Raw genomic sequence first — 20,095 nt, forward strand, 5'->3', positions numbered from 1 at the left:
CTTGGGTCACTCCCGGCTTTCGCTGTGGAAGTACGGGTTGGAGCACTCGCCTTGCTCGTTGAGCGGTGCCCCGCAGGCGGGCCAGACACCAGCTGGGGCCTGGCATCGGGCGATGTGCATGTCCCCGAGCGGGCGCAGAGCATCGGCCAAGAGCTGCCCAGCCTTCACGAGCTCTTGCCAAGCCTCGTCTGGGCTGGTCCTCGCTCCACTTTTGCGAGAGTCCATGTGAGCGACCCGGGCTGCGCTGAATGCATGCTGCGCTTCACGGATCTGATCGGACTTGGAGCGAAAGGACAGCGTGGCCTGGTCGAGTGCGGAGGCGGCGCCGCCGTTATGGGGAGAAGTCTGCGCCAGCCGCTCCAGCAGTTCCACCAGTTCGGCAGCGCTCATGTCGTCGTACATGCGAATCTCCTTTGTGTGAACGATAACCTTCACCGTCCGTCCGCACCGTGGTCCTGCAAGCCCTCCACTGCCCTGGAGGCAGTCGGTTAGTGCCGCTGGCCGGTTCCGTACTTGCGCGGGGACCCCGCGCGGGGCCTCGCGACGGGCCATTGCGGGCAGGCAGGTGCTGCCCGTCCGCCGGTCGAGGCTACGAGGCCCCGCCCCCGCGCAAGTCCGGAACCGTCCAGCTTCAACGTGCGGCACAGTTGATACTCAGGGCTCGATCTCGTCACGGGAGGGCGCGGGGCCGGGTGCGGGGTTGGGCCCGTCCACCGCAGGGCGGGACCGTGGACGGCCGCCGCGCCTTGCGCGTGCGGCCTTGGGGGCCGTTCGCGGCGCGGCCCCGACCACCGCCCCGCCCCACCGTGGACGGCCCGCCCGTACCGCACCGCGCAAGCCGAGGCAGGCCCCGCGCGAAGGCTTGCCGCACAGGTGCCGGGCAGCGGCTTCCAGGCCGGGCGACGCTTGAGACGGAATTGCCGACACGGCGCCGGCTGACTCCCTTCGGTCGCCCCTGCGGGGTGGCCTTCGGCCATCGACCGGCCCCGACCCTGTCAGCGCGCAAGGAAGCCGCGGCCCTCTTGGGCGTCACGGGTCTATACACGGCACGGCCCCGCCCCGGACAGTTCCGGGACGGGGCCACCGCGTGCGGATCAGGCGACGTCGAGGTCACCGCGCTTGATACGGGTCAGGAACTCCCGCGCGGTGGACGGAGGGAGGACGAACCTCGGCCCGTCCGGGCTCTTGCTGTCACGGATGCCGACCGCGCCGGGGAGGGCCGCCACCTCCACACAGTCGGAGTTTGCGGTCGAGCCGCTGCGGGACGACTTACGCCACTCGGTCATTGGTAGGTCTCTAGGCTTCCGTCGAGGAGGGTTCGCGACGTGCCGACAGGTGCCGCTATGTCGCTCAGTCGGTCGTAGCGTACTGCGTACTTCATCACGTCCGTCGGGGTGGTTACGAGCCGTCCCCGTTCCGGTGCGTCCGTGAACGCGACCTCCCTGTCACCCACGGTCAGAAGACGGAACGACCCGTCAAGGCCGTTGTGCGCCCCACCGGACGCCTCCAGAACGCGGATGGAGACGTGCGGAGCATCCGCCAGCTCCACCAGGCGCGCGATCTGTGCGCGCATCACCTCTGCGCCGCCTACGGGTTGAGCGAGGACGGCCCAACTGAGGATGACGCTGACCAGTGCCGGTTCAGATCGTTCCCATACAGCCGCCTGTCGGGCGAGCCGCTTCTCTAGGGCCTCTTCGACTCCCGTGACCATTCCGGTAGACAGCATGGCCCGCGCGTACTCCGGAGTCTGGAGCAGGCCCGGAACCAGCAGCGCGGCCCACATGCGGTGCCGTGTCGCACGCGCTTCATGATCCGTGAGCCCGGTGAACCAGTCGCCATCGTCGCTCGTCTCCGCCAAACGGACGAGCCGGGCAAAGGTCGTGCCCCAGAGGCGATCCAGCCGCCTCGCGTAGTCCGGGGAGAGGTGCAGACGCCCGTTTTCGACTCGGGAAACGTACGAACGATCGCAGCCGAGTTGCTCGGCCAGCTTGTTGCCGGACAGCCCGCGCGCCTCGCGCAGTCTGCGCATCTCAACTGCGATGTAGTCCCATAATGATCTGTCCGGATCGAGTGCTTCGGGTTCTGGCAATGTGCCACTCCCTACGTTTCCGATGTTCCGCGAACGTAGAAACGGTAGCGCTTCGCGGCACAGACTTGCAGCGCCGAACAAACATCTGCCCTGCGAGGTGACGACGACCATGGGCATCGGAACCGAAGAACCCCGCCGACCGTGGATCCATCCGGACGTGCGGCGGGAACACGTCATCAAGCTCGCCGCCGTCGCGAACAGCCGTACCGAACTCGTGGGACGTCTCGTCCGTCCCGATGGCGAGCTGGCCGCCGAGATCAGCCAAGCCCCCTCGGGCCACGCGACCGAGGTGACGGTGATCATCTACCAGGGGGTCCCGTGCTTCGCGTGGGCGGCCGACCATGAGGCCATCGCGGCGGTCGAGGACATCGCGGAGACGCTCACAGCAGTCCGTCACAGGCTCGCGATGCAGGAGCAGACATGACGGCCGCGACGACTTCCGGCATGTACACGTCACCGGGTGACCCGGGCGAGCTGATCCGTATGGCGGTTGCGTTCGGGACGGTCGGAGCCGCCTTCCTGGTGTTCGGTCTCGTCATTGGCGCCCTGTGGGCGACCCGCCGTAGAGCACGACGGCGAGGCCGACACGTTGCCGGGCTCCCGTCCGCCCGAGTACGGGAGCCCGGGAACGCTCGCGCCCTTCGCTCGCAGCGTCCACGAAGCCCAAGGCCGCAGGGCAACGCAATCCACGGCGTTCCTAGTCACGTTCGCTACCCCTTCGAGCCCGAGCAACGGTGACGAGACCAGCGCGCCCCAGAGACGACGGCGACTCTCGGGTGTGCAAGCCAAGGCAGAGCCAAGTTCCCCGCCGGAGCCGTCCAGGTAGGGGGAGGAACCGCGCGGAGGTGGGCCGCGCGAAGAGGGGCGCATGACGGCGGACTCTGTTCCCCCGAAGTCGCCGCGCGTCCCTGTGTCCCGCTCCCGCCAGGTCGGGGCCGGACACAAAGGAGGGGGTCCCGGGAATCGAGGCCGGGACCCCCTCCACCAGGGGGAGCGCTGCGACGTTCAGTCGGTACGCCAGACGGGTTCGAGGAGATCGGGGTTGAAGGTCGCCCGTCCCTTTCCTGCGGGATGAACGATCACCGCATGGAATGCCTCCCGCACATACGTCCGCCTGACGGAGAGCGGCAGGCCGCCGTCTTCCTCGGCCAGGTACCAGCGCCGCCGGATATCGGCGATATCGGTCGAAGCGCGCTTGCGGCGCGTGTCCGCCGCAGCTTCTGCCTTGTTCTTCTCGGCGCGAAGACGACCGATCTCCTCTTCCAGGTCCGGCAAGAGATCGAAGTAGGTCTCTGCCGTCATCTGCCGCGCGGCGAAACGGCGGGAAGCCTGGTCGCGGTTTGCAATCGCCTGCTGTAGTTCGTCCTCCTTTGACCACAGGGGAGCATCGTCCGACGCGCTGACCTGCCGCTCTTCTAGCTTGGCCAGGACCGCTTCTGAGACGAACTCGTCCACCAGGTCCCCCCGCCGCCCGACGCCACCGCAACCGCCGACTGACTTGTCTGGGCAAAAGTAGATGTGCCGCTCCCCGTTCTTCGTCCTCTTGATACGCAAGGGCGCGTTGCACATCCTGCCGTCTTCCTTGACGCGCCCACATCGCAGGACGCCTGTCAGGAGGTACCGGTGTTCGCGGTAGTCCTGGGGCAGGGGAGCCCCGAGCACGCCGCCGCGCTTGACGGTGTGTCCCTTGCGCGCGTCCACGATGGCGCGCACAGCCGTCCACTCCTCGGGGGTCAGGATTGGTGCCCACTCGCCGACTACCGGCTCCCCGTCGGCGTCCCGCACTAGTTCGCCGTTCAGTTCCCGATAGCCGCACAGGCGAGGCTTGGAGAGCGCCACTTTCAAGGTGCGTTGCATCCACAAGTTGCCGCGCGGCGTCCGGACGTCATTGTCTCGCCATTCGTTGACGATGGAGTACAGGGAACGGCCGCCGATGAAGTCACGGGCAGCCTGTCGCAGGAGACCGGCCTCTTCGGGTTCAAGGTTGATCCGGTCTTGCTGCCACCCGAACGTACGCGGGCCGCCGACCGTCTTGCCCCGCTCCGCACGGGCGCGGTGCGAGTTCCGCATGCGACGCTGCATCTTCCGCACCTCCATCTTGGATATGACCGCGCCGAAGAGCCCCATGCTTTCCACGTCTTCGCTGTACAGATCTTTCGGGCCGTGCTGGTCGGCGTAGACCCGTCCATCCTGGAACGTGATCGCCTCTACGAAGCGTTCGTAGTCCCCGGGACGCCGGACCAAGCGGTCTTCCGCCATCACGACTGTCCCGCGCACCGGCCGACCGTCCGGGAGTTTGCCCGCGTGGAGTGCTCGAAGCATCGCTTCGAAGTCGCCCCGGATCACACCGATCTTGGCCGCTGACTTGTCGTTGTCCGTGAACTCGTGGACCACGGTCCAGCCGAGCCGCTCGGCCGTCTCCCGGTTCCTCTTGTGCTGGTCTTCCACGCCGTGCTCGTCTCGGCGCAGGTCAGCCGAGATGCGCGCGTACGAGACGACGGGGAGAGAGCCGGGCGAGACCGCAGCGAGCCGTGACATGGGGGACCTCCGAGGTAAAGGTGCCTATGTGCACGTTCTGGCACTACATCGTCCCGGAGATGGGGCCCGGCACGCGGTTCCGGCTGCCGAGGGGCGCCACGTCGAAGCCGGTCGCGGAGTACCTGGAGGCCAAGGCCCTCGGTATCGAGACACGGCCCGTGCTCGTCGGGCCGCTGACCTACCTTCTGCTGGCCAAGCCGGCGGCGGACGCCCCCGCCGGCTTCCGTCCGCTGGACCTGCTCGACGGTCTGGTGGAGGTGTACGCCGAGCTGCTGGAGCGGCTGGCGGGAGCGGGTGCCGAATGGGTGCAGCTGGACGAGCCCGCCCTGGTGGCCGATCGGACCGGCGAGGAGGTCGCGGCACTGGCCCGCGCTTACGCGCGCCTCGGTGAACTGCCCAGCAGGCCGCGCCTCCAGGTGACGACCTACTTCGGCGCGATCGGCGCGGAAGCGCTGCGCGCCCTTGCCTCCTCCCGCGTGGAGGCGGTCGGACTGGACTTCGCCGCCGGTCCCGGCAACCTGGACGTGCTCGCCTCCGTCGGCGGGCTGCTGCGCAAGACCGTCGTGGCGGGCGTCGTCGACGGCCGCAACATCTGGCGCACCGACCGGCACCGGGCCATGGCCACCTGCGCCACGCTCCTCGGCCTGGCCGACCAGGTGGTGGTGAGCACCTCCTGCTCGCTGCTGCACGTCCCGATCGACCTGGACGCCGAGGAGGCGCTCGATCCGGCGGTGCGCGGGCGGCTGGCGTTCGCCCGTCAGAAGGTCGGCGAGGTCGTCGCGCTCGGGGAGGCGCTGCGCGAGGACGCGGCCGAGCCCACCGCTCCGGTTCCGCCGCCGACCGCCGGGATCGACCACGAGGTCCGCGCTCGCCTGGCCGCGCTCGGCGAATCCTCCCGCGGCGACCGCGAAGCCCGCTTCGCCGCGCAGCGCGCCTCACTCAAGCTGCCCGACCTGGCCACCACCACCATCGGTTCCTTCCCCCAGACCCCGGAGGTGCGCAGGGTGCGCGCGGACCGCCGGGCCGGACGCATCTCCGAGGACGCCTACACCGGGGCGATGCGGGCGGAGATCGCCCGCGTCGTCGCGCTGCAGGAGGAACTCGGTCTGGACGTTCTCGTGCACGGCGAGCCCGAACGCAACGACATGGTCCAGTACTTCGCCGAGCAGCTGGACGGCTACGCCGCCACCGAGCACGGGTGGGTGCAGTCCTACGGGTCCCGGTATGTGCGGCCGCCGATCCTGCACAGCGACGTCGCTCGTCCCCGTCCGATGACCGTCGAATGGACGACCTATGCCCAGGGGCTGACGAGCAGGCCGGTCAAGGGCATGCTCACCGGCCCGGTCACCATGCTGGCCTGGTCGTTCGTCCGCGACGACCAGCCCTTGGCCGCGACGGCCCGCCAGGTCGCCCTCGCGCTGCGCGACGAGATCGGTGACCTGGAGTCGGCCGGCATCCGCATCGTCCAGGTCGACGAACCCGCTCTGCGCGAGTTGCTGCCGCTGCGCGAGGCCGACCGCGCCGCCTACCTGGAATGGGCGGTCGGAGCCTTCCGGCTGGCGACCTCCGGGGTCGCGGACTCCACGCAGATCCACACGCACATGTGCTACTCCGAGTTCGGGGAGATCATCGACGCGATCGGGGCGCTGGACGCCGACGTCACCAGCGTCGAGGCGGCCCGTTCGCACATGGAGTTGGTCGGCGACCTCCGCGCCGCCGGATACGGGAACGGCATCGGCCCCGGCGTCTACGACATCCACTCGCCCCGCGTCCCGTCGGCGGAGGAGATCGAGGAGAACCTGCGGCGCGCGCTCCAGGCCGTCGAGCCCGCCAAGCTCTGGGTCAATCCCGACTGCGGGCTGAAGACCCGCGCCTATCCGGAGACCGAAGCGGCGCTCCGCAACCTGGTGACCGCCGCGCGGCGAGTCCGCGAGGACGCCGCCGCGCGCTGATCCTCTGACGATCGAGGGGCGCGCGGCCGGACCTGGAGCCGTCCGTGCGCCCCTTGCTCCCTCGCTTAGCCAGAACTTGACGGGTTCGGCGACGGCTCGATAGCGCCAGACAAGGTGTACCGAGGTCGCGGGAAAGGAGAATTCCTGTTGCCGTGCGGGCGGTGACCACTGCCGGGGGGCAGTGGCGGTACCTGCGACAAGGAGGAATCTGGATGTCGGACCAGGGCGATCTTCCGGCGCCGAGCCAGGGGCTCGTGCTCACGCACTTCCTGACCGTGCGGGACGTCGCGGTCTCCAGGGAGTTCTACGCGAACGTCCTCGGCGGCACGGTGGTGCTCGCGGAGAACCCGGCCATCGTGCGGGTGGCCAACACCTGGATCATCATGAACCCCGGCGGCGGCCCCACCCCGGACAAACCTGACATCGTCCTCAGGCCGCCCGAGCCCGGCGATCCGGTGTCGACCTTCCTCAACGTCCGGGTGGCCGACATCGGAGCGTTCTACGCCGCGGCCACCGCCCAGGGCGCGGAGTTCCTGACCGAGCCCCTGGACCGCAAGGCGGAGATCCGCTGCTACATGCGCGACCCGGACGGCTACCTCATCGAGGTCGGGCAGGCGACGGGCATGCTCCACGGCGTCTTCGCCGACCGTCCCGCGCCCGGCTAGGGGACGGCGGTCGGGGGACCGCCGCGCGGAGGCGTCGCAGCCTGATCGACGCCTCCGCCCCGGCCGCGCCGGTCCTCGTTCTCCGGGCGCCGTGGTCTCCGGAATCCAGGTTGCCCTGCCGGTGCCTTCCCGGACAGTAGTAAGCGTCCAGATCAACTTCGATCTCGGACCGTTCGTGACCAGGTCACGGACGAATACAAACGGAGGAAGAATGTGTACTCAGGCATTTGAGGACGCGTCCCATTTAGGTTCCCACATTGGTTTGTTGAAGGACTTATCGGGCGTAGGTGGCAAGAGGTCCACCGGAACCGTGGACGTTATCGGGGTTCCCACGATAGCTCCGCGGCGGGCGGGGCCGGTGATCGACTTGGCGAAAGCACAGAAGAGTGCGATCGTTCTTTTGTGCAGCACGGTTTCGCAGGCGCGGGAGATCCGCATGCGTCATGTCCTGCCCCCCGGCGCGCTTTGTCTGGTAGTTCCGCGAGGGTACCGTCACCCGCTCCTCGACTTCGAGCAGTGGGATTTGGAGAAGCACACGGACATCGCCGTGAAGAGGAACATCGTGCTGCTGCTGGCGCGCCTGTGCGGCTGGGGCACGGTCTTCTACGTCGACGACGACATCCGCGACCTGGAACCGGTCCTGGTCGCCAGGGCCGCCGGCATGGTCGAGGAACATCCGGTAGTGGGATTCCAGGTCCCCGAGTTCCCGGACAACTCGATCGTGTGCCACGCCAACCGGGCTTCCGGGGGAGACCAGTCGACTTTCATCGGCGGTAACGCGCTCCTGGTCGACACGCGTCGCGTGGAAACGTATTTCCCCGCGATCTACAATGAGGACTGGCTGTTCATGTACGATGCGGTCGCCGCGGGCTTGGTGGCCGTCGCGGGCAGGGTGCGGCAGTTGCCGTACGATCCGTTCAGCCGGAGCGGTGCGCGGGAGGAGTTCGGCGAACTCATCGCCGAAGGTCTGGTCCGGGCGCTCCATTTCGGATGGGATGTGTCCACCCGCGATTTCTGGGAGGACGCGATCAGGAAGCGTGGGCTCTTCATCGAGGAGATCGTGGCCCGCCTCCACACATCCGCTCGCGGGAAGGACGGAGTTCCGGACCGCGACCGGATGCTGCTGTGCCTCGCCGAGGCGAAGAAGCGTCTCCTGGAGATCACCCCGGAGCACTGCCTGTCCTTCCATCGCACATGGCGCGAGAACAAGGACATCTGGCGGGAGCGGCTTCTGACCCTCCCCACCTCTCTCACTCCTCAGAAGGCGGTTCGCTACCTGGGGCTGGCGAGCCTGTAGTGCTCGCCGACTAGAAGAGAAGCGGGATTCCACATGTCCGCTCGGCCCGACTCCGGTCGGACCGAGCGGACCCAACCGGTCCCGGGGCAGACGGCCCCGGGACCTCGCCTTCGCGTCCGGCCCGCGAAGTGGCCGTCTCCAGGCCCGTTCCGCGTGCGGCCCTCGTTCGGGGCGAGCCGGTCCAGGGGCGGGACGGTCAGGTGACCAGGCCGTTGCGGTAGGCGTGGACGACGGCCTGCACGCGGTCGCGCAGGCCGAGCTTCGTGAGGATGCGCGACACGTAGGTCTTGACGGTCTCGGGGCTGAGTACCAGCGTCGCGGCGATCTCGTTGTTGGACAGGCCGTTGGCGATGAGGTTCAGCACCTCCAGCTCGCGCGCGGTCAGCGCGACGTCGTCCGCCGTGCCCGGGGCGGGACGGATCCGCGCGGCGTACCTGCCGACGAGCTGCCGCGTCACCTCGGGCGCCAGCAGGGCGGCGCCGGCCGCGACGGTGCGGATGCCGTGCAGGAGCTGCGCCGGCGGGGCGTCCTTGAGCAGGAACCCGCTCGCTCCCGCGCGCAGCGCCTCGTACACGTACTCGTCCAGGTTGAACGTCGTCACCACGAGCACCTTGACGGGGTCGTCGACCCCGGCGCCGGCCAGCAGGCGGGTCGCCTCGATGCCGTCGAGCACCGGCATCCGCACGTCCATCACGACCATGTCGGGGTTCAGGCGACGGGCGAGGTCGACCGCGGCCCGCCCGTCCCCGCACTCGCCCACCACCTCCAGGTCGGGCTGCGCGTCGATGATCGTCGCGAATCCGGTCCGGATCAGCGCCTGGTCGTCGCAGACCAGCACCCGGACCGGGGAACTCACGACGGGCTCCCGGTGGGGATGCGCGCCCGGACGAGGAAGCCGCCGCCGTCCTGCGGCCGCGCGCTGAACTCGCCGCCGAGGGCGTCGACCCGGTCCCGCAGCCCGGCCAGGCCCCGGCCGCTCCCGCCGGGCGAGGCGGTCCGCCTCTCGGGGCCGTCGGTGCCGACCTGAACGGTGATCTCCTTCTCGCCGTAGCGGACCCGGGTGACGGTGCGGTTGCCGTGGGCGTACTTCAACGCGTTGGTGAGGGACTCCTGCACGACCCGGTAGGCCACGAACTCGGCGCTGCCGGCGGACTCCGACGGCGTGCCCTCCTCGGTGAACTCGACCGGCTGCCCGGCCTGGCGCGTGTGCTCCACGAGCGTGCCGAGGTCGCCCGCGGACGGCGTCCTCACGTCGCGGCCCGGGGCGGTGCCGTGCTCCGGGTTGAGCAGGTCCAGCAGGTGCCGCAGGTCGGTGATCGCGCGCCGTCCGGTGCCGGTGACCGCGTCCAGGGTCGCGTCGAGGCGGTCGGGCGCGGCGGTCAGGTAGCGCGCCGCCTCGGCCTGCACGACCATCGCCGTCACGTGGTGGGCCACGACGTCGTGGAGTTCGCGAGCGATGCGGGTGCGTTCGGCGGTGCGGGTGGCCTCGGCGATCCTGACGCGGCGCTCGGCCTCGGCGGCGCGGCCGGAGCGCAGCCACGACCCGATGCCCCAGGTGACCGCCAGTTCCAGGTAGACCACCAGGTATCCGTCCAGGCGCTCGGCCCCGCCGAGCCGGTGGAGCGCGATGGCCAGCAGGACGTACGCGGCGGACAGGACGACCACCGCGGGGCGCCGGCGGCGTTCGAGATGGGCGCCCGCGCTCAGCAGGGCGATGGGCAGCGCCGTCCCCGCGACCATGTGGTAGCCGCGGAGTTCCGCGACGACGAAACCGAGGCACACCAGGCCGAGGGAGACGGCCGGCCACCGCCGCCGAACGGCGAGCGGGAGGCACAGGAGGGCGAGCGCCGCGATGGCCACCGCGTCGAAGGGGCGGGGCGCGAGCTCGCCGACCTGCGTCTCGTGGCCGCGGAGCACCGGCAGGAACGACAGGACGACGAGGAGCAGCGCGAGCGGGAGATCGCGGACCGTCACGTCCCACCGCCGCCACCGGGCGGGGACCCGCCGCAGAACGATCACTGGGCGAGGGTAGCGGCCGCGGCGGCGGCCGCGCTGCGACCGCGGGGAACCAGGCCGGCCCGTTCGCGCATCGGCCGCGTGAACACTGCCTTCCACCTAGCCGGCGGCCTGGGAGGCGACGCGCTCGATGGCCTTGAGGGCGACCTCGGGCTGTTCGAGGTAGATGTAGTGCCCGCTCTTGGGGGCGGTGCGCAGGGCGCTGCGGCTGGACAGGGCGAGCCACGCCCGCTGTCCGTCCGACCACGACCGCTCCAGTTGCGGCCCGTAAGTGGGAAGCGCCGCGAGGTACGGCTTGCCGTGCTTGATCACCTCCACCGGGATGTTCCCGGCGGAGCCGACCTTCCCGTCGGTGATGACGAGCTTCTCCGGGTTCTGGCCCTGGAAGATCGCGAGGTTCTGCGCGCGCACCTGCGCCGCCGGGCCCTTGGCGGACTCGGGAATCGCCTTGGTGATGTCCCCGACCATCGTCGGCGGCGTGGCGTCCATCAGGACGAGCCCCTTCACCCGGTCCCGGTGGTCCGGCGCGTACCTGGCGGCGATCAGTCCGCCCAGCGAGTGCCCGGCCAGGACGACCGGAGCGTCACCGGCGATGCGGTCGAGTACCCCGGTCAGGACCTTGCCGCTGCCGGCGAAGTCCTGCGGACCGTCCGGGGGGTCGCTCTTGCCCGCGCCGAGCCTGTCGTAGGAGCAGACGCGGTTGCCCTTGCTCAGCTGCTTCTGGGCGGGGGCCAGCTTGTCCAGCCCGTCGCCGCCTCCGTGCATCAGGACGACGACCGGCCCGCCCTTCGCGGCCTTGCCGGCGCAGGACACGTTCACCGACTTGCCGCCGACCGCGATCTTCTTGGTGCCCGTGAACGGGTCCGCCTCGGCCTTCGGCTTGCCGGTGGAGAACAGGTCCCCGTCCGCCAGCGACTCGCCGTCGCAGCCGACGAGGCTCGCACCGACGACGGTGCCGCACGCCGCGGCGACGGCGATCGTCCTGATCTTGCTGATCATGATTCTTCTCCAGGGAGGGATGCCCGCCGTGATTCACGGCGGTGCTTGGGGGAGGGCGGCCGCAGTGCCGCGGCCGCTCCGCAACGCTAGGGAATCGGCGGCATGCGAATCGTCACCACCGGGTGGACATTCGCCCGTAGCTCTGATGGGGGACAGAGCCGAGGTCCCGGTCTCCGTCACCGAGCGGACCGTCCGCCGCCGGCGGGGAGGCGGCGGCCCGCCGCCATCGCCGCCGCGACGGCCGCCGCGGCGATGCCCCAGGCGAACGGATCGAGGGGGACGCAGCCGAAGAAGCCGCTGACGCCGGGCGTCTGGACGATGACGGCCAGCAGGGCCGCCGAGCCGAGCGTGCTGAGGAGGACGGAGCGGTCGTCGTGGCCGGCGACCAGCGTCTGGGCGAGCTGGGTGCCGATGAGCGCGACCAGGCCGATGGTGCGGGCGCGGACGGCCGGGCCGGTGAGGCGCCCCGCCAGCCAGCCGGCCAGGGCGCCGAGCGCGGTCACCGCCGCGCGGTGGGCGATGTCGTGGGTCAGGGCGGAGCCCAGCGAGGTCTCCGGGCCCTCCGCCAGCAGCGCCGTGGTGGCCTCCTGGGTGGGGACGCGGACGGCGATGGCCAGGGCGGGGGCGAGGTCGGTGAGCATGTTCATCAGCAGCATCTGGCGGGCCGACAGCGGGGCGCGGCCGGTCATCAGCGAGCCGAGCAGGGTGAAGGCGATCTCTCCGAGGTTGCCGCCGACCAGGATGGCGAGGGCCTCGCGGACCGACGCCCACATGGCGCGCCCCTCCACGAGCGCGGAGACGATCGTCTCCAGCCGGTCGTCGGCGACGATCAGATCCGCCGACGCCTGCGCCGCGGCCGTGCCGCGCCGGCCGAGCGCGATGCCGACGTCCGCGAGGCGGATGCCGGCGGCGTCGTTGGCGCCGTCGCCCGTCATGGCGACGATGCGGCCGCCCCTGCGCAGGGCGCGCACGACGCGGACCTTGTGGACGGGCGTGCACCGGGCCACGACGTCCACGCCGACCAGGGCCTGCGACAGGACGTCGTCGTCGAGCCGGTCGATCTCGTCGGCGGTGATGACGCGGTGCTCGACGGCGGCGCCGTCGCCGGCGAGCTGGTCGGCGATCGCCGCGGCGGTCGCCGGATGGTCGCCGGTGAGCATGATGATCTGGACGCCGGCGGCGCGGAGGTCGGCGACCGCGGGGGCGGCGTTGGCGCGGACGGGGTCGGCGAGCCCGAGCAGACCGAGGAAGGTCATGCCGGTCACCTCGCTCTCGCCGATCGTCTCGCCGCCGTCCGGCCTGCGGTGCTCGGCGACGGCGAGGACGCGGTGGCCGCCGGACGCGAGCCGCTCCACGCGCTCGCGCAGGCGGCGCCGGGTGCGCTGGTCCAGTTCGCGGTCCGGCGTGCGCGCGCAGAGCGGGAGGACGACCTCCGGGGCGCCCTTGACGAACACCGTCCGCTCGCCGCCGGACGAGCCGAGCGTCGCGTGGAAGGCGCGCGACGGCTCGAACGGCAGGCTGTCGATCTGCTTCCACGGCCCGCCGAAGTCGCGGTCCACGCCCGCCCGCGCGGCGCCCTCGTCCACGGCGGCGTCGGTGACGTGGCTGTGCCGCCCGTTCCCGGGGACCGGTGTGGCGCGCAGCGCGGCGGCCAGGACGCCGCGGAGCGCGTCGTCCGGCCGGGCGGCGTCCCCGTCGTGGCGGTGGTCGGCGATGCGGGCGAGCGTGATGCGGCCTTCGGTCAGGGTGCCGGTCTTGTCGAAGCACAGCGCGTCGACCCGTCCGAGCGTCTCGATGGTCCGCGGGTCGCGGACGAAGATCCCCCGCTCGGCGAGCCGCCGGATCGCGGCCACCTGGGCGGCGCTGACCAGCAGGGGGAGGCCCTCGGGGACGGACGCGACGGCCAGGTTGACGCCTTCGGACAGCGCGCGGCGCAGCGGGCCGCCGCGCAGCAGGCCCGAGGTGACGACGCCGACGGCCGCGCCGACCGCCATCGGCGTGGTGGCCTCGGTGATCTGCTTGAGGCGCGCCTCCACCCCGCTGGCGGAGGGGCCCGAGGCCAGGGCCGCGGCCATGGCCCGCCCGCTCTCGGTGGCGTCGCCGAGCGCGACGACCACGGCGGTGCAGTCCCCCGCGGCGACCGAGGTGCCCTCGTAGAGCATGCAGCGGTGTTCGGCGACGTGCCGGGCCAGCGTCGGCGCGGTGTCCTTGGCGACCGGGAGGGACTCGCCGGTGAGGGAGGACTCGTCGGCCTCCAGCCCGTTCGCGGTGACGATCCGGCAGTCGGCCGGGACCGCGTCCCCCGCGACGAGCACCAGGACGTCGCCGCGGACGAGCCGGTCCGCCGGCACCCGCGCCTCCTCGCCGTCCCGCAGGACGCCGACCGGCTCGCCGGATCTGGCCGAGATCCTCGCGACGATCTCGTCGGCGGAGACCCGCTGCCGGCCGCCGACCAGGCCGGACAGGCCGATGGTCGCGGCGACGAGCGCGGCGTCGACCGGCGAGCCGACCGCCGCCGCGCCGGCCGCACCCGCGGCCAGCACCGCCGTCAGCGGGTTGGCCAGTTCCCGGATCACGGCCCGCGGCAACGGCCCGTGCCTCTCCTCGCGGTGCGCGCGGACGGCGCCGCGCGCGCCGCGGGCATGCGCCTCGGCGCCGGACAGCCCCTCGGGGCGGCTGTCGAGCCGCTCCAGCACCGCCGCAACGGGCATGGCATGCCACGGCGTGGACGGCAGCGGCGGCGCGGGAGCGCGCCGCATCACCTCCCGGGCCGTCCAGGCGCCGTAGACCATGCCCAGGGCCGCCGCGCCGTTCACGGCGGACAGAACGCGGTCCGCCGCCTTTCCGGGCGGCGCGGTGAGGGCGAGCAGCGCGGCCACTCCCGTGCCCGACCACGCGAGCGTGACGCCCCGCTCGCTGACGCGGCGCGCGGCGGCGACGGCCTCGACGACGTGGGCGGCCGCGGCGGGATCCCGCAGGACCAGGAGGTGCGCGCCCCACGGCGGCGCACCGTCCGCCCGGGCGGCCACGCCGACGTCGGCCGCAGCGAGCGCCTCCGGATCGCGTGAGATGAGCAGGACGCCCGAGCCGTCCTCCTGCAGTCCGCGGACGGAGGCGGCCAGGTCCGGCCCGCCGGGGGCGGCGGCGTCCGGAGGGAGCGGCAGTTCGACGCCGGAGCCGGCCAGCACGATCTTCGCGCCGGCGTCCCGCGCGGCGGTCACCAGGGCGTTCGTCTCCTCCCGCAGTGCGCGGCGCATGCGGATCAGGGCGCGCGGCCGCCCGCCCTCGGCCAGGGACAGCACCGGACCCGAACCGGGGAGGTCCCGCCCCTCGGCCGGACCGAGGGACCATCCGTCCGCCTCCCTGACCTCGTCCGGCGCCCCGGGGTCCAGCAGCGCGTGGACGCGCTCGGCGGCCTCGGCCTCCGAGGTGTCCGCGAGCAGGACGACCTCGTCCACCACCAGGTCCTCGGCCCGCAGGACGTCGGCGTCCAGCACCACCGTGTCGATCCGGTCCAGATGGCGCAGCGCGGCCGGATCCAGTGCCAGCACTCCCCGTTCGGCCAGCCGGGCGGCGAGCTCGGCCGCGAAGACCTCCCGGGCGGCGTGCGGCGCCTTCGGCGCCGCGGCGACCCCGACGTCCAGCGCGCGGCGCGCGCTGCCGGTCAGGAGCCCTCCGAGGACGAGACCGCCGAGGCCGACGGAGAGCATCCGCCCCGCGTGCCGTTCCGGCGGCCCGTCGCGCAGGTCGCCGGACCGCCCGCCGGAGACGCCGGCGCAGCCGGCCCGCTCGGGCGCGCCGGTCAGGTCGTCCTCGACGGTGCGCCACAGCCGGCCGGTGGCGGCGGCCTCGCGGCGCTGCCAGAGCCGCTGCGCCGCGTCGACGACCAGCCCCGTCCCGCCGGGCGCCAGCGCCTGCACGGCGGCCTGGGTCAGCGGCATCCACCGCTCCACCGGCGCGCCCGGCACCATCCCGGCCAGAACGGCGCGCAGGACGGGCACCGAGTCCGCGAACGCCACCAGCCCCGCGACCTCGGACGGCAGCACGGACCGCCCGAGCACCCACTGCGCCCCGGTGATCGTGAGCCCCACCAGGTCGGCGCCGAGGGCCAGCGCAGTCGGGGGCGCCGCGAACCCGCCCGCGCCGGGCTCCTCGCCCTCGATGACCGCGTCCACCGCCTCGACGGCCGCCAGGACGTCCTCCGGCGAGACGTCCTCGGACACGTGGACGACCAGCCGTCCCAAGGCCGCGTTGACGCGCGCCCAGTGCACGGCGGGAAGCCCTTCGACGGCGTGCTCCAGGGCCCGCGCGTCGGACCGCCTTCCCGCCTTGTGCAGATGACGCAGCTCTATGTGCAGCCGCTCCGGGTATCGGTGGACGGTCCGCGACGGCCGGAGGGCCCGCCCCGCCACGTTCCCGACCCCACCGAGAACACGTCTCGCCTGCCGGACCGGCACGGCCGCCGTCCGGAGTCCCAGGGCCCCCGCGTGGTCGGCCGCGCGGACGGCGGTTCCTCCGCCGGGGAGGCCGCCCGCCGCCGCCACGCCGCGCCGCAGGAGTTCAAGGACCATGACGCTGCCCTAACCCCTCAAGCAGGGCCTAAGCGCGTATCGCGACCTGTTTGCGGAAGCCGATCGCTCACATGACCCGGCCGTCGGAGTGCGGCCGGGCGGGCGTCCGCCGCGGGCATGGTAGATTCCGGCCAGTCGGTATGAAAACCGCGAGTGGGAAGGGGCCTTCGTATGAGCGGAGTGCCGCCGTTCACCGACCTGAACCACGTCCTCACGACCACGCGGGCGGTCCGGCTGCGGCTCGACCTCGACCGGCCGGTGCCGGTCGAGGTCGTCGGGGAGTGCCTCCAACTGGCGCTCCAGGCGCCCACCGGCGGGGCCGCGGAGGACTGGCGCTGGGTCGTGGTCAGCGACCCCGGGCGCAAGGCCGCGCTCGGAGAGCTCTACCTCGCCGCGTACGAGGAGTACGTCCTCAGACCGCTGCAGGGCGCCGAGGGCGCAGGCGGCCGCGTGGTCGAAGGCCGGCTCGGCGGGGTGGGCGCGGACGGCCGGATCGGCGAGCGGACCGCGCGCATCCTGCGCGGGGCCGACCACCTCGCCCGGACCATCGGGCGGGCGCCGTTCCTGGTCATCCCGTGCGCCACGCGCCCCGACCCCGCGACGGGCGCCCCGGGGACGGCGTCCGCGCTCTACGGGTCGATCTATCCGGCGGTCTGGCAGTTCAACCTGGCCCTGCGCGCGCGGGGACTCGGCACCGTGATCACCACCCTGCACCTGCACCACGCCCGGAGGGCGGCGGAGATCCTCGGGATCCCGGACGACGCCGTCCAGATCACCCTGCTCCCGGTCGCCTACACCGACGGCACCGAGTTCAGGCCCGCGGCGCGCAGGCCCGTGAACGAGGTCGCCTACCTCGACCGGTGGGGGCAGGCCCTTCCGTACGACGACAAGCCGTTCGACCAGTTCATCGGGAATGGTGCCGAATGAGAGCCGCCTACCTCACCGCGCCGTCGGCCGACGACCCGGTCGGCGCCCTCACGGTCGGGGAGCTGGACGCTCCGGAGGCGCCCGAGGGCTGGTCCCGCGTCGACGTCCATGCCGGCGCGCTCAACATGCACGACATCTGGATGCTCCGCGGTGTGGCCCCGCTGCCGGACGGCGGCGGCCCCGGCGTCATCGGCAGCGACGGGGCCGGCGTCTGCGAGGGGCGGGAGGTGCTGATCTATCCCGTGCTGCCGGGGAGCGCCACGGGGAAGGCCGTTCCGCACAGCGTCCTGCTCAGCGACCGCGGCCACGGGCTGCTGGCCGAGCAGGCGGCGGTGCCCGCCGGCGGCATGGTGCCCAAGCCCGCGCACCTGGCGTGGGAGGAGGCCGCGTGCCTCCCCACCGCCTGGCTCACCGCCTACCGGATGGTGTTCACCAAGGCGCGGCTCCGGGCCGGGCAGACCGTTCTCGTCCAGGGGGCCGGCGGCGGGGTCTCCACCGCGGTCATCGCGCTCGCCAAGGCGGCCGGGGCGTCGGTGATCGTCACCTCGCGCACGGCGGGCAAGCGCCGGCGGGCGCTGGAGGCGGGGGCGGACGCCGCGCTGCCGACCGGCGAGCGGGTGCCCGAGCTCGTGGACGCCGTCGTCGAGTCCGTCGGCTCGGCCACCTTCGAGCACTCGGTGGCGTCGGCGAAGGCGGGCGGCGCGATCGTCGTGTGCGGCGCGTCGACCGGCTTCACGGCGCGGCTGAACCTGGCCCGGCTGTTCGCCCGTGAGATCACCGTCCACGGCTCGACCATGGGGACCCCGGAGGAGTTCGCCGAGATGGCCGCCTTCGTCGGCCGGCACCGGATCCGGCCCGCCGTCGACAGCACGGTGCCGCTCGGCGACGTCCGCGCGGCGGCGCGGCGCATGCTCGACGGGAGCGCGTTCGGCAAGCTCTGCGTGGCCGTCCGATGAGCCCCGTCGACGTCGAGCGCCGCGGGCCGGCGCTGTGGGCCTGGATCGACCGCCCCGAGGCCGGCAACGCGTGCGGCTCGGAGGTCATGGCGGGCCTGGAGGACTGGCTCGGCCGCGCGGGGGAGCCGGGGGTCCGCGTCCTCGTCCTCACCGGCACGGGCCGGAGCTTCTGCGCGGGCGCCGATCTCACCGAGGGCACGAGCCTGCTGGCCGACCGCCCGCGCTCAAGGCGTTCCTCCGACGCGGGCGCGACCTCGTACGGCGCCTGCGCTCGGTGGAGAGGCCCACCATCGCGGCCGTCAACGGCGCCGCCTACGGGGGCGGGCTCGAACTCCTCCTCGCCTGCGACATCGCCATCGCCGCACGCGGCGCGCGCATCGGCGACCGTCACGTGGCGGTCGGCCAGGTCCCCGGCTGGGGGTCCAGCGTCATGCTCCCCGCCGCCGTGGGCCCGGCCCTCGCGCGGCGGCTCCTGATCACGGGGGCGAGCTGGTCCGCCGACGAGGCGGCGCGGCGCGGCCTCGTCGCCGAGGTGGCCGACGACGACCGGCTCGACGCCCGGGTGGCGGAGGTCGCGCGGTCCATCGAGGCTCTCGACGGCGCCGCGGTCACCCGGATGCTGAAGGTCGCGCGGCCGCCCGACGACGAACGGGCCTGGACGCGCGAGGCCGACACGCTCGACGCGCACATCGACGATCAGATCGCCCGGCGAACCCGCTGAGGCGTAGAATTACATTACGACCAGTCGGAATGGAGTGGGACTCGATCATGCGGACGCCCCAGCGCACCGCCCTCCGCGAGCCGTACGAGCTGCTCGACCTGGTCGGACGGGAACTCGGCGCCAGCGAGCCCCGGGTGGTCGCCCAGGACGAGGTCGACCGGTTCGCCGACCTGACCGGCGATCACCAGTGGATCCACGTCGACGTGGAGCGGGCCAAGACCGGCCCGTTCGGCGGTACGATCGTCCACGGTTTCCTCACGCTCGCGCTCGTTCCCCGGCTGCTAGAGGACATCCTGACGATCGACGAGTTCTCGATGGGCGTCAACTACGGCCTCGACCGGGTGCGGTTCGTCAGGCCGCTGCCGCCCGGCACCGAGATCCAGGGGGTCGCCACGCTGACCGAGGCCCGGCGCGTCCGCTCCGGTGACGGCGGCGCCGACGGGGTCCAGGCCAAGGCGTCGGTGGTCGTGGAGTTCGCGGATGACGGCACGACCTGCTGCGTGGCGGAGATCCTGTTCCGCTACCACCCATGACCGGGAGCACGAGAAGCGCGATGGCAGACGAAGCCGCAGTCGCCGGCGAGCAGGCCCCCGCCGGGGGGAAGGAGGACGGGGGCCCGGGCGCCGCGGAGCCGGAGGCCCCGGCCTCGCGGACCGCCGGCCCCGGCTGGCGCTGGTCCGAGGGCTACGATCCGGCGCGGACCCGCGGTGAGCTCGTCGACAGCGCCCTCCACCTCTTCGAGCAGGAGGGGTTCGACCGCACCACGCTCAAGCAGATCGTCGACCGCGCCAACCTCACCAAGGGCGCGTTCTACCACCACTTCAAGAACAAGGAAGACCTGCTCTGGAAGATCCAGAACGACTACCTCGACACCCAGATCGAGTCGGCCCGGGCGATCGTCGAGCGGGACGCCGACCCCGTGGAGCAGCTGCGCGCCCTCATCGGCCTCAGCCTGGCCGGCGTCGCCGCCTACCGCGCGCACGTCGCGATCTTCTACCAGGAGCGGCGGCATCTCAGCGGCGACCGGCTCGCGGCGGTCACCGAGAAGCGCGACACGCTGGAGACCATCTTCCGTGAGGCCGTGCAGCGCGGCATCGACGCGGGCGCGTTCCGCCGGGAGATGAGCGACCGCATCATCACCTTCGGCATCTTCGGCATGTGCGCCTCGGCGTTCCAGTGGTTCAACCCCGAGGGCAGTCTCGGCATCGACGAGGTGGCGGACCAGTTCTGCGAGCTGATCCTCATGGGGCTGCTGACGGACTGAGCCCGCCCGCCCCGCCCGCCTCCGCCCGCCTCCGTTCGGCCCGCGCCCCCCTTCCGCTGACGCACCCCCGGCCGGGCGACGACCGGCCGGGCGCGTCCGG

General features: G+C 72.4%; 17 protein-coding genes and 1 pseudogene. 10 read left to right on the forward strand and 8 right to left on the reverse strand.

The genetic code is table 11. From position 1 onward, the window contains the following. Positions 1-6: 6 nt before the first annotated feature. The 3 genes from ACQEU6_RS03475 to ACQEU6_RS03485 form a co-directional block, all read right to left on the reverse strand. Positions 7-402 carry a hypothetical protein gene (locus tag ACQEU6_RS03475; RefSeq protein ID WP_499329120.1) on the reverse strand — a complete coding sequence of 132 codons (396 nt, stop codon included), beginning with the start codon at positions 400-402 and terminating at the stop codon, positions 7-9. Positions 403-1,094: 692 nt separating this feature from the next. Further along, positions 1,095-1,286 carry a DUF397 domain-containing protein gene (locus ACQEU6_RS03480; protein WP_499329121.1) on the reverse strand — a complete coding sequence of 64 codons (192 nt, stop codon included), beginning with the start codon at positions 1,284-1,286 and terminating at the stop codon, positions 1,095-1,097. Further along, entirely contained in the window at positions 1,283-2,089 is an 807-nt protein-coding gene (locus tag ACQEU6_RS03485; RefSeq protein ID WP_499329122.1) for a helix-turn-helix domain-containing protein, read from the reverse strand. The genes ACQEU6_RS03480 and ACQEU6_RS03485 overlap by 4 nt, the downstream gene beginning before the upstream one ends. A gap of 109 nt (positions 2,090-2,198) precedes the next feature. Between ACQEU6_RS03485 and ACQEU6_RS03490 the strand changes: the two genes are divergently transcribed. Continuing rightward, a complete protein-coding gene (locus ACQEU6_RS03490) occupies positions 2,199-2,513 on the forward strand; it encodes a hypothetical protein (RefSeq protein ID WP_499329123.1) in 315 nt (104 codons plus the stop codon). Between the two features lie 581 nt (positions 2,514-3,094). On the opposite strand, the gene ACQEU6_RS03495 is transcribed toward ACQEU6_RS03490, so the two are convergent. After that, positions 3,095-4,627 (reverse strand): recombinase family protein, encoded by a 1,533-nt coding sequence (locus ACQEU6_RS03495; RefSeq protein ID WP_499329124.1) that lies wholly within the window; start codon positions 4,625-4,627, stop codon positions 3,095-3,097. Positions 4,628-4,653: 26 nt separating this feature from the next. On the opposite strand from ACQEU6_RS03495, the gene metE reads away from it, so the two are divergent. The 3 genes from metE (at position 4,654) to ACQEU6_RS03510 (ending at position 8,541) form a co-directional block, all read left to right on the forward strand. After that, a complete protein-coding gene (gene metE, locus ACQEU6_RS03500) occupies positions 4,654-6,579 on the forward strand; it encodes a 5-methyltetrahydropteroyltriglutamate--homocysteine S-methyltransferase (protein ID WP_499329125.1) in 1,926 nt (641 codons plus the stop codon). 212 nt (positions 6,580-6,791) lie between these two features. Next, the gene (locus tag ACQEU6_RS03505) at positions 6,792-7,244 is read left to right on the forward strand and encodes a VOC family protein (protein WP_499329126.1); all 453 of its coding nucleotides are present in this window, start codon (positions 6,792-6,794) and stop codon (positions 7,242-7,244) included. 358 nt (positions 7,245-7,602) lie between these two features. Continuing rightward, on the forward strand, positions 7,603-8,541 hold the full coding sequence (locus ACQEU6_RS03510; protein WP_499329127.1) for a hypothetical protein: 939 nt from the start codon (positions 7,603-7,605) through the stop codon (positions 8,539-8,541). Between the two features lie 196 nt (positions 8,542-8,737). Here ACQEU6_RS03510 and ACQEU6_RS03515 read toward each other — a convergent pair whose 3' ends face one another. The 4 genes from ACQEU6_RS03515 to ACQEU6_RS03530 all read right to left on the reverse strand — a co-directional run bounded on the left by ACQEU6_RS03515 (position 8,738) and on the right by ACQEU6_RS03530 (position 16,127). Further along, positions 8,738-9,397 (reverse strand): response regulator, encoded by a 660-nt coding sequence (locus ACQEU6_RS03515; RefSeq protein WP_499329128.1) that lies wholly within the window; start codon positions 9,395-9,397, stop codon positions 8,738-8,740. Beyond that, positions 9,394-10,560, reverse strand: a complete 1,167-nt coding sequence (locus ACQEU6_RS03520) for a sensor histidine kinase (protein WP_499329129.1) — start codon at positions 10,558-10,560, stop codon at positions 9,394-9,396. Before ACQEU6_RS03520 ends, ACQEU6_RS03515 begins: the two co-directional genes overlap by 4 nt. Positions 10,561-10,656: 96 nt before the next feature. Next, positions 10,657-11,556 (reverse strand): alpha/beta fold hydrolase, encoded by a 900-nt coding sequence (locus tag ACQEU6_RS03525; RefSeq protein ID WP_499329130.1) that lies wholly within the window; start codon positions 11,554-11,556, stop codon positions 10,657-10,659. 176 nt (positions 11,557-11,732) lie between these two features. Next, positions 11,733-16,127: a cation-translocating P-type ATPase gene (locus tag ACQEU6_RS03530; RefSeq protein WP_499329131.1), complete on the reverse strand. Its 4,395-nt coding sequence runs from the start codon at positions 16,125-16,127 to the stop codon at positions 11,733-11,735. A gap of 171 nt (positions 16,128-16,298) precedes the next feature. On the opposite strand from ACQEU6_RS03530, the gene ACQEU6_RS03535 reads away from it, so the two are divergent. From ACQEU6_RS03535 to ACQEU6_RS03560, 6 genes and pseudogenes are all read left to right on the forward strand, one after another. Continuing rightward, positions 16,299-17,054, forward strand: a complete 756-nt coding sequence (locus ACQEU6_RS03535) for a nitroreductase family protein (protein WP_499329132.1) — start codon at positions 16,299-16,301, stop codon at positions 17,052-17,054. Next, on the forward strand, positions 17,051-18,010 hold the full coding sequence (locus ACQEU6_RS03540) for a zinc-binding dehydrogenase (protein ID WP_499329133.1): 960 nt from the start codon (positions 17,051-17,053) through the stop codon (positions 18,008-18,010). Before ACQEU6_RS03535 ends, ACQEU6_RS03540 begins: the two co-directional genes overlap by 4 nt. After that, positions 18,007-18,201: pseudogene (locus ACQEU6_RS03545) on the forward strand (enoyl-CoA hydratase-related protein); the annotation flags it as partial. The gene ACQEU6_RS03540 and the pseudogene ACQEU6_RS03545, both read left to right, overlap by 4 nt. Beyond that, positions 18,180-18,731, forward strand: coding sequence for an enoyl-CoA hydratase/isomerase family protein (locus ACQEU6_RS03550; RefSeq protein ID WP_499340084.1), 552 nt, complete (start codon positions 18,180-18,182; stop codon positions 18,729-18,731). The pseudogene ACQEU6_RS03545 and the gene ACQEU6_RS03550, both read left to right, overlap by 22 nt. A 29-nt stretch (positions 18,732-18,760) precedes the next feature. After that, the gene (locus ACQEU6_RS03555; RefSeq protein WP_499329135.1) at positions 18,761-19,264 is read left to right on the forward strand and encodes a MaoC family dehydratase; all 504 of its coding nucleotides are present in this window, start codon (positions 18,761-18,763) and stop codon (positions 19,262-19,264) included. 20 nt (positions 19,265-19,284) lie between these two features. After that, positions 19,285-19,995, forward strand: coding sequence for a TetR-type transcription factor C-terminal domain-containing protein (locus ACQEU6_RS03560; RefSeq protein ID WP_499329136.1), 711 nt, complete (start codon positions 19,285-19,287; stop codon positions 19,993-19,995). The last annotated feature ends 100 nt before the right edge of the window (positions 19,996-20,095 follow it).

Source organism: Spirillospora sp. CA-108201 (genome assembly GCF_050936235.1).
Taxonomy (GTDB): domain Bacteria; phylum Actinomycetota; class Actinomycetes; order Streptosporangiales; family Streptosporangiaceae; genus Spirillospora.

Excerpts from the sequence above, each read along its gene's own strand:
- ACQEU6_RS03475 (WP_499329120.1), bottom strand. The coding sequence starts at position 402 with ATGTACGACGACATGAGCGCTGCCGAACTGGTGGAACTGCTGGAGCGG.
- ACQEU6_RS03480 (WP_499329121.1), bottom strand. The coding sequence starts at position 1,286 with ATGACCGAGTGGCGTAAGTCGTCCCGCAGCGGCTCGACCGCAAACTCC.
- ACQEU6_RS03490 (WP_499329123.1), top strand. The coding sequence starts at position 2,199 with ATGGGCATCGGAACCGAAGAACCCCGCCGACCGTGGATCCATCCGGAC.
- ACQEU6_RS03495 (WP_499329124.1), bottom strand. The coding sequence starts at position 4,627 with ATGTCACGGCTCGCTGCGGTCTCGCCCGGCTCTCTCCCCGTCGTCTCG.
- metE (WP_499329125.1), top strand. The coding sequence starts at position 4,654 with ATGTGCACGTTCTGGCACTACATCGTCCCGGAGATGGGGCCCGGCACG.
- ACQEU6_RS03505 (WP_499329126.1), top strand. The coding sequence starts at position 6,792 with ATGTCGGACCAGGGCGATCTTCCGGCGCCGAGCCAGGGGCTCGTGCTC.
- ACQEU6_RS03525 (WP_499329130.1), bottom strand. The coding sequence starts at position 11,556 with ATGATCAGCAAGATCAGGACGATCGCCGTCGCCGCGGCGTGCGGCACC.
- ACQEU6_RS03530 (WP_499329131.1), bottom strand. The coding sequence starts at position 16,127 with ATGGTCCTTGAACTCCTGCGGCGCGGCGTGGCGGCGGCGGGCGGCCTC.
- ACQEU6_RS03535 (WP_499329132.1), top strand. The coding sequence starts at position 16,299 with ATGAGCGGAGTGCCGCCGTTCACCGACCTGAACCACGTCCTCACGACC.
- ACQEU6_RS03540 (WP_499329133.1), top strand. The coding sequence starts at position 17,051 with ATGAGAGCCGCCTACCTCACCGCGCCGTCGGCCGACGACCCGGTCGGC.
- ACQEU6_RS03555 (WP_499329135.1), top strand. The coding sequence starts at position 18,761 with ATGGAGTGGGACTCGATCATGCGGACGCCCCAGCGCACCGCCCTCCGC.
- ACQEU6_RS03560 (WP_499329136.1), top strand. The coding sequence starts at position 19,285 with ATGGCAGACGAAGCCGCAGTCGCCGGCGAGCAGGCCCCCGCCGGGGGG.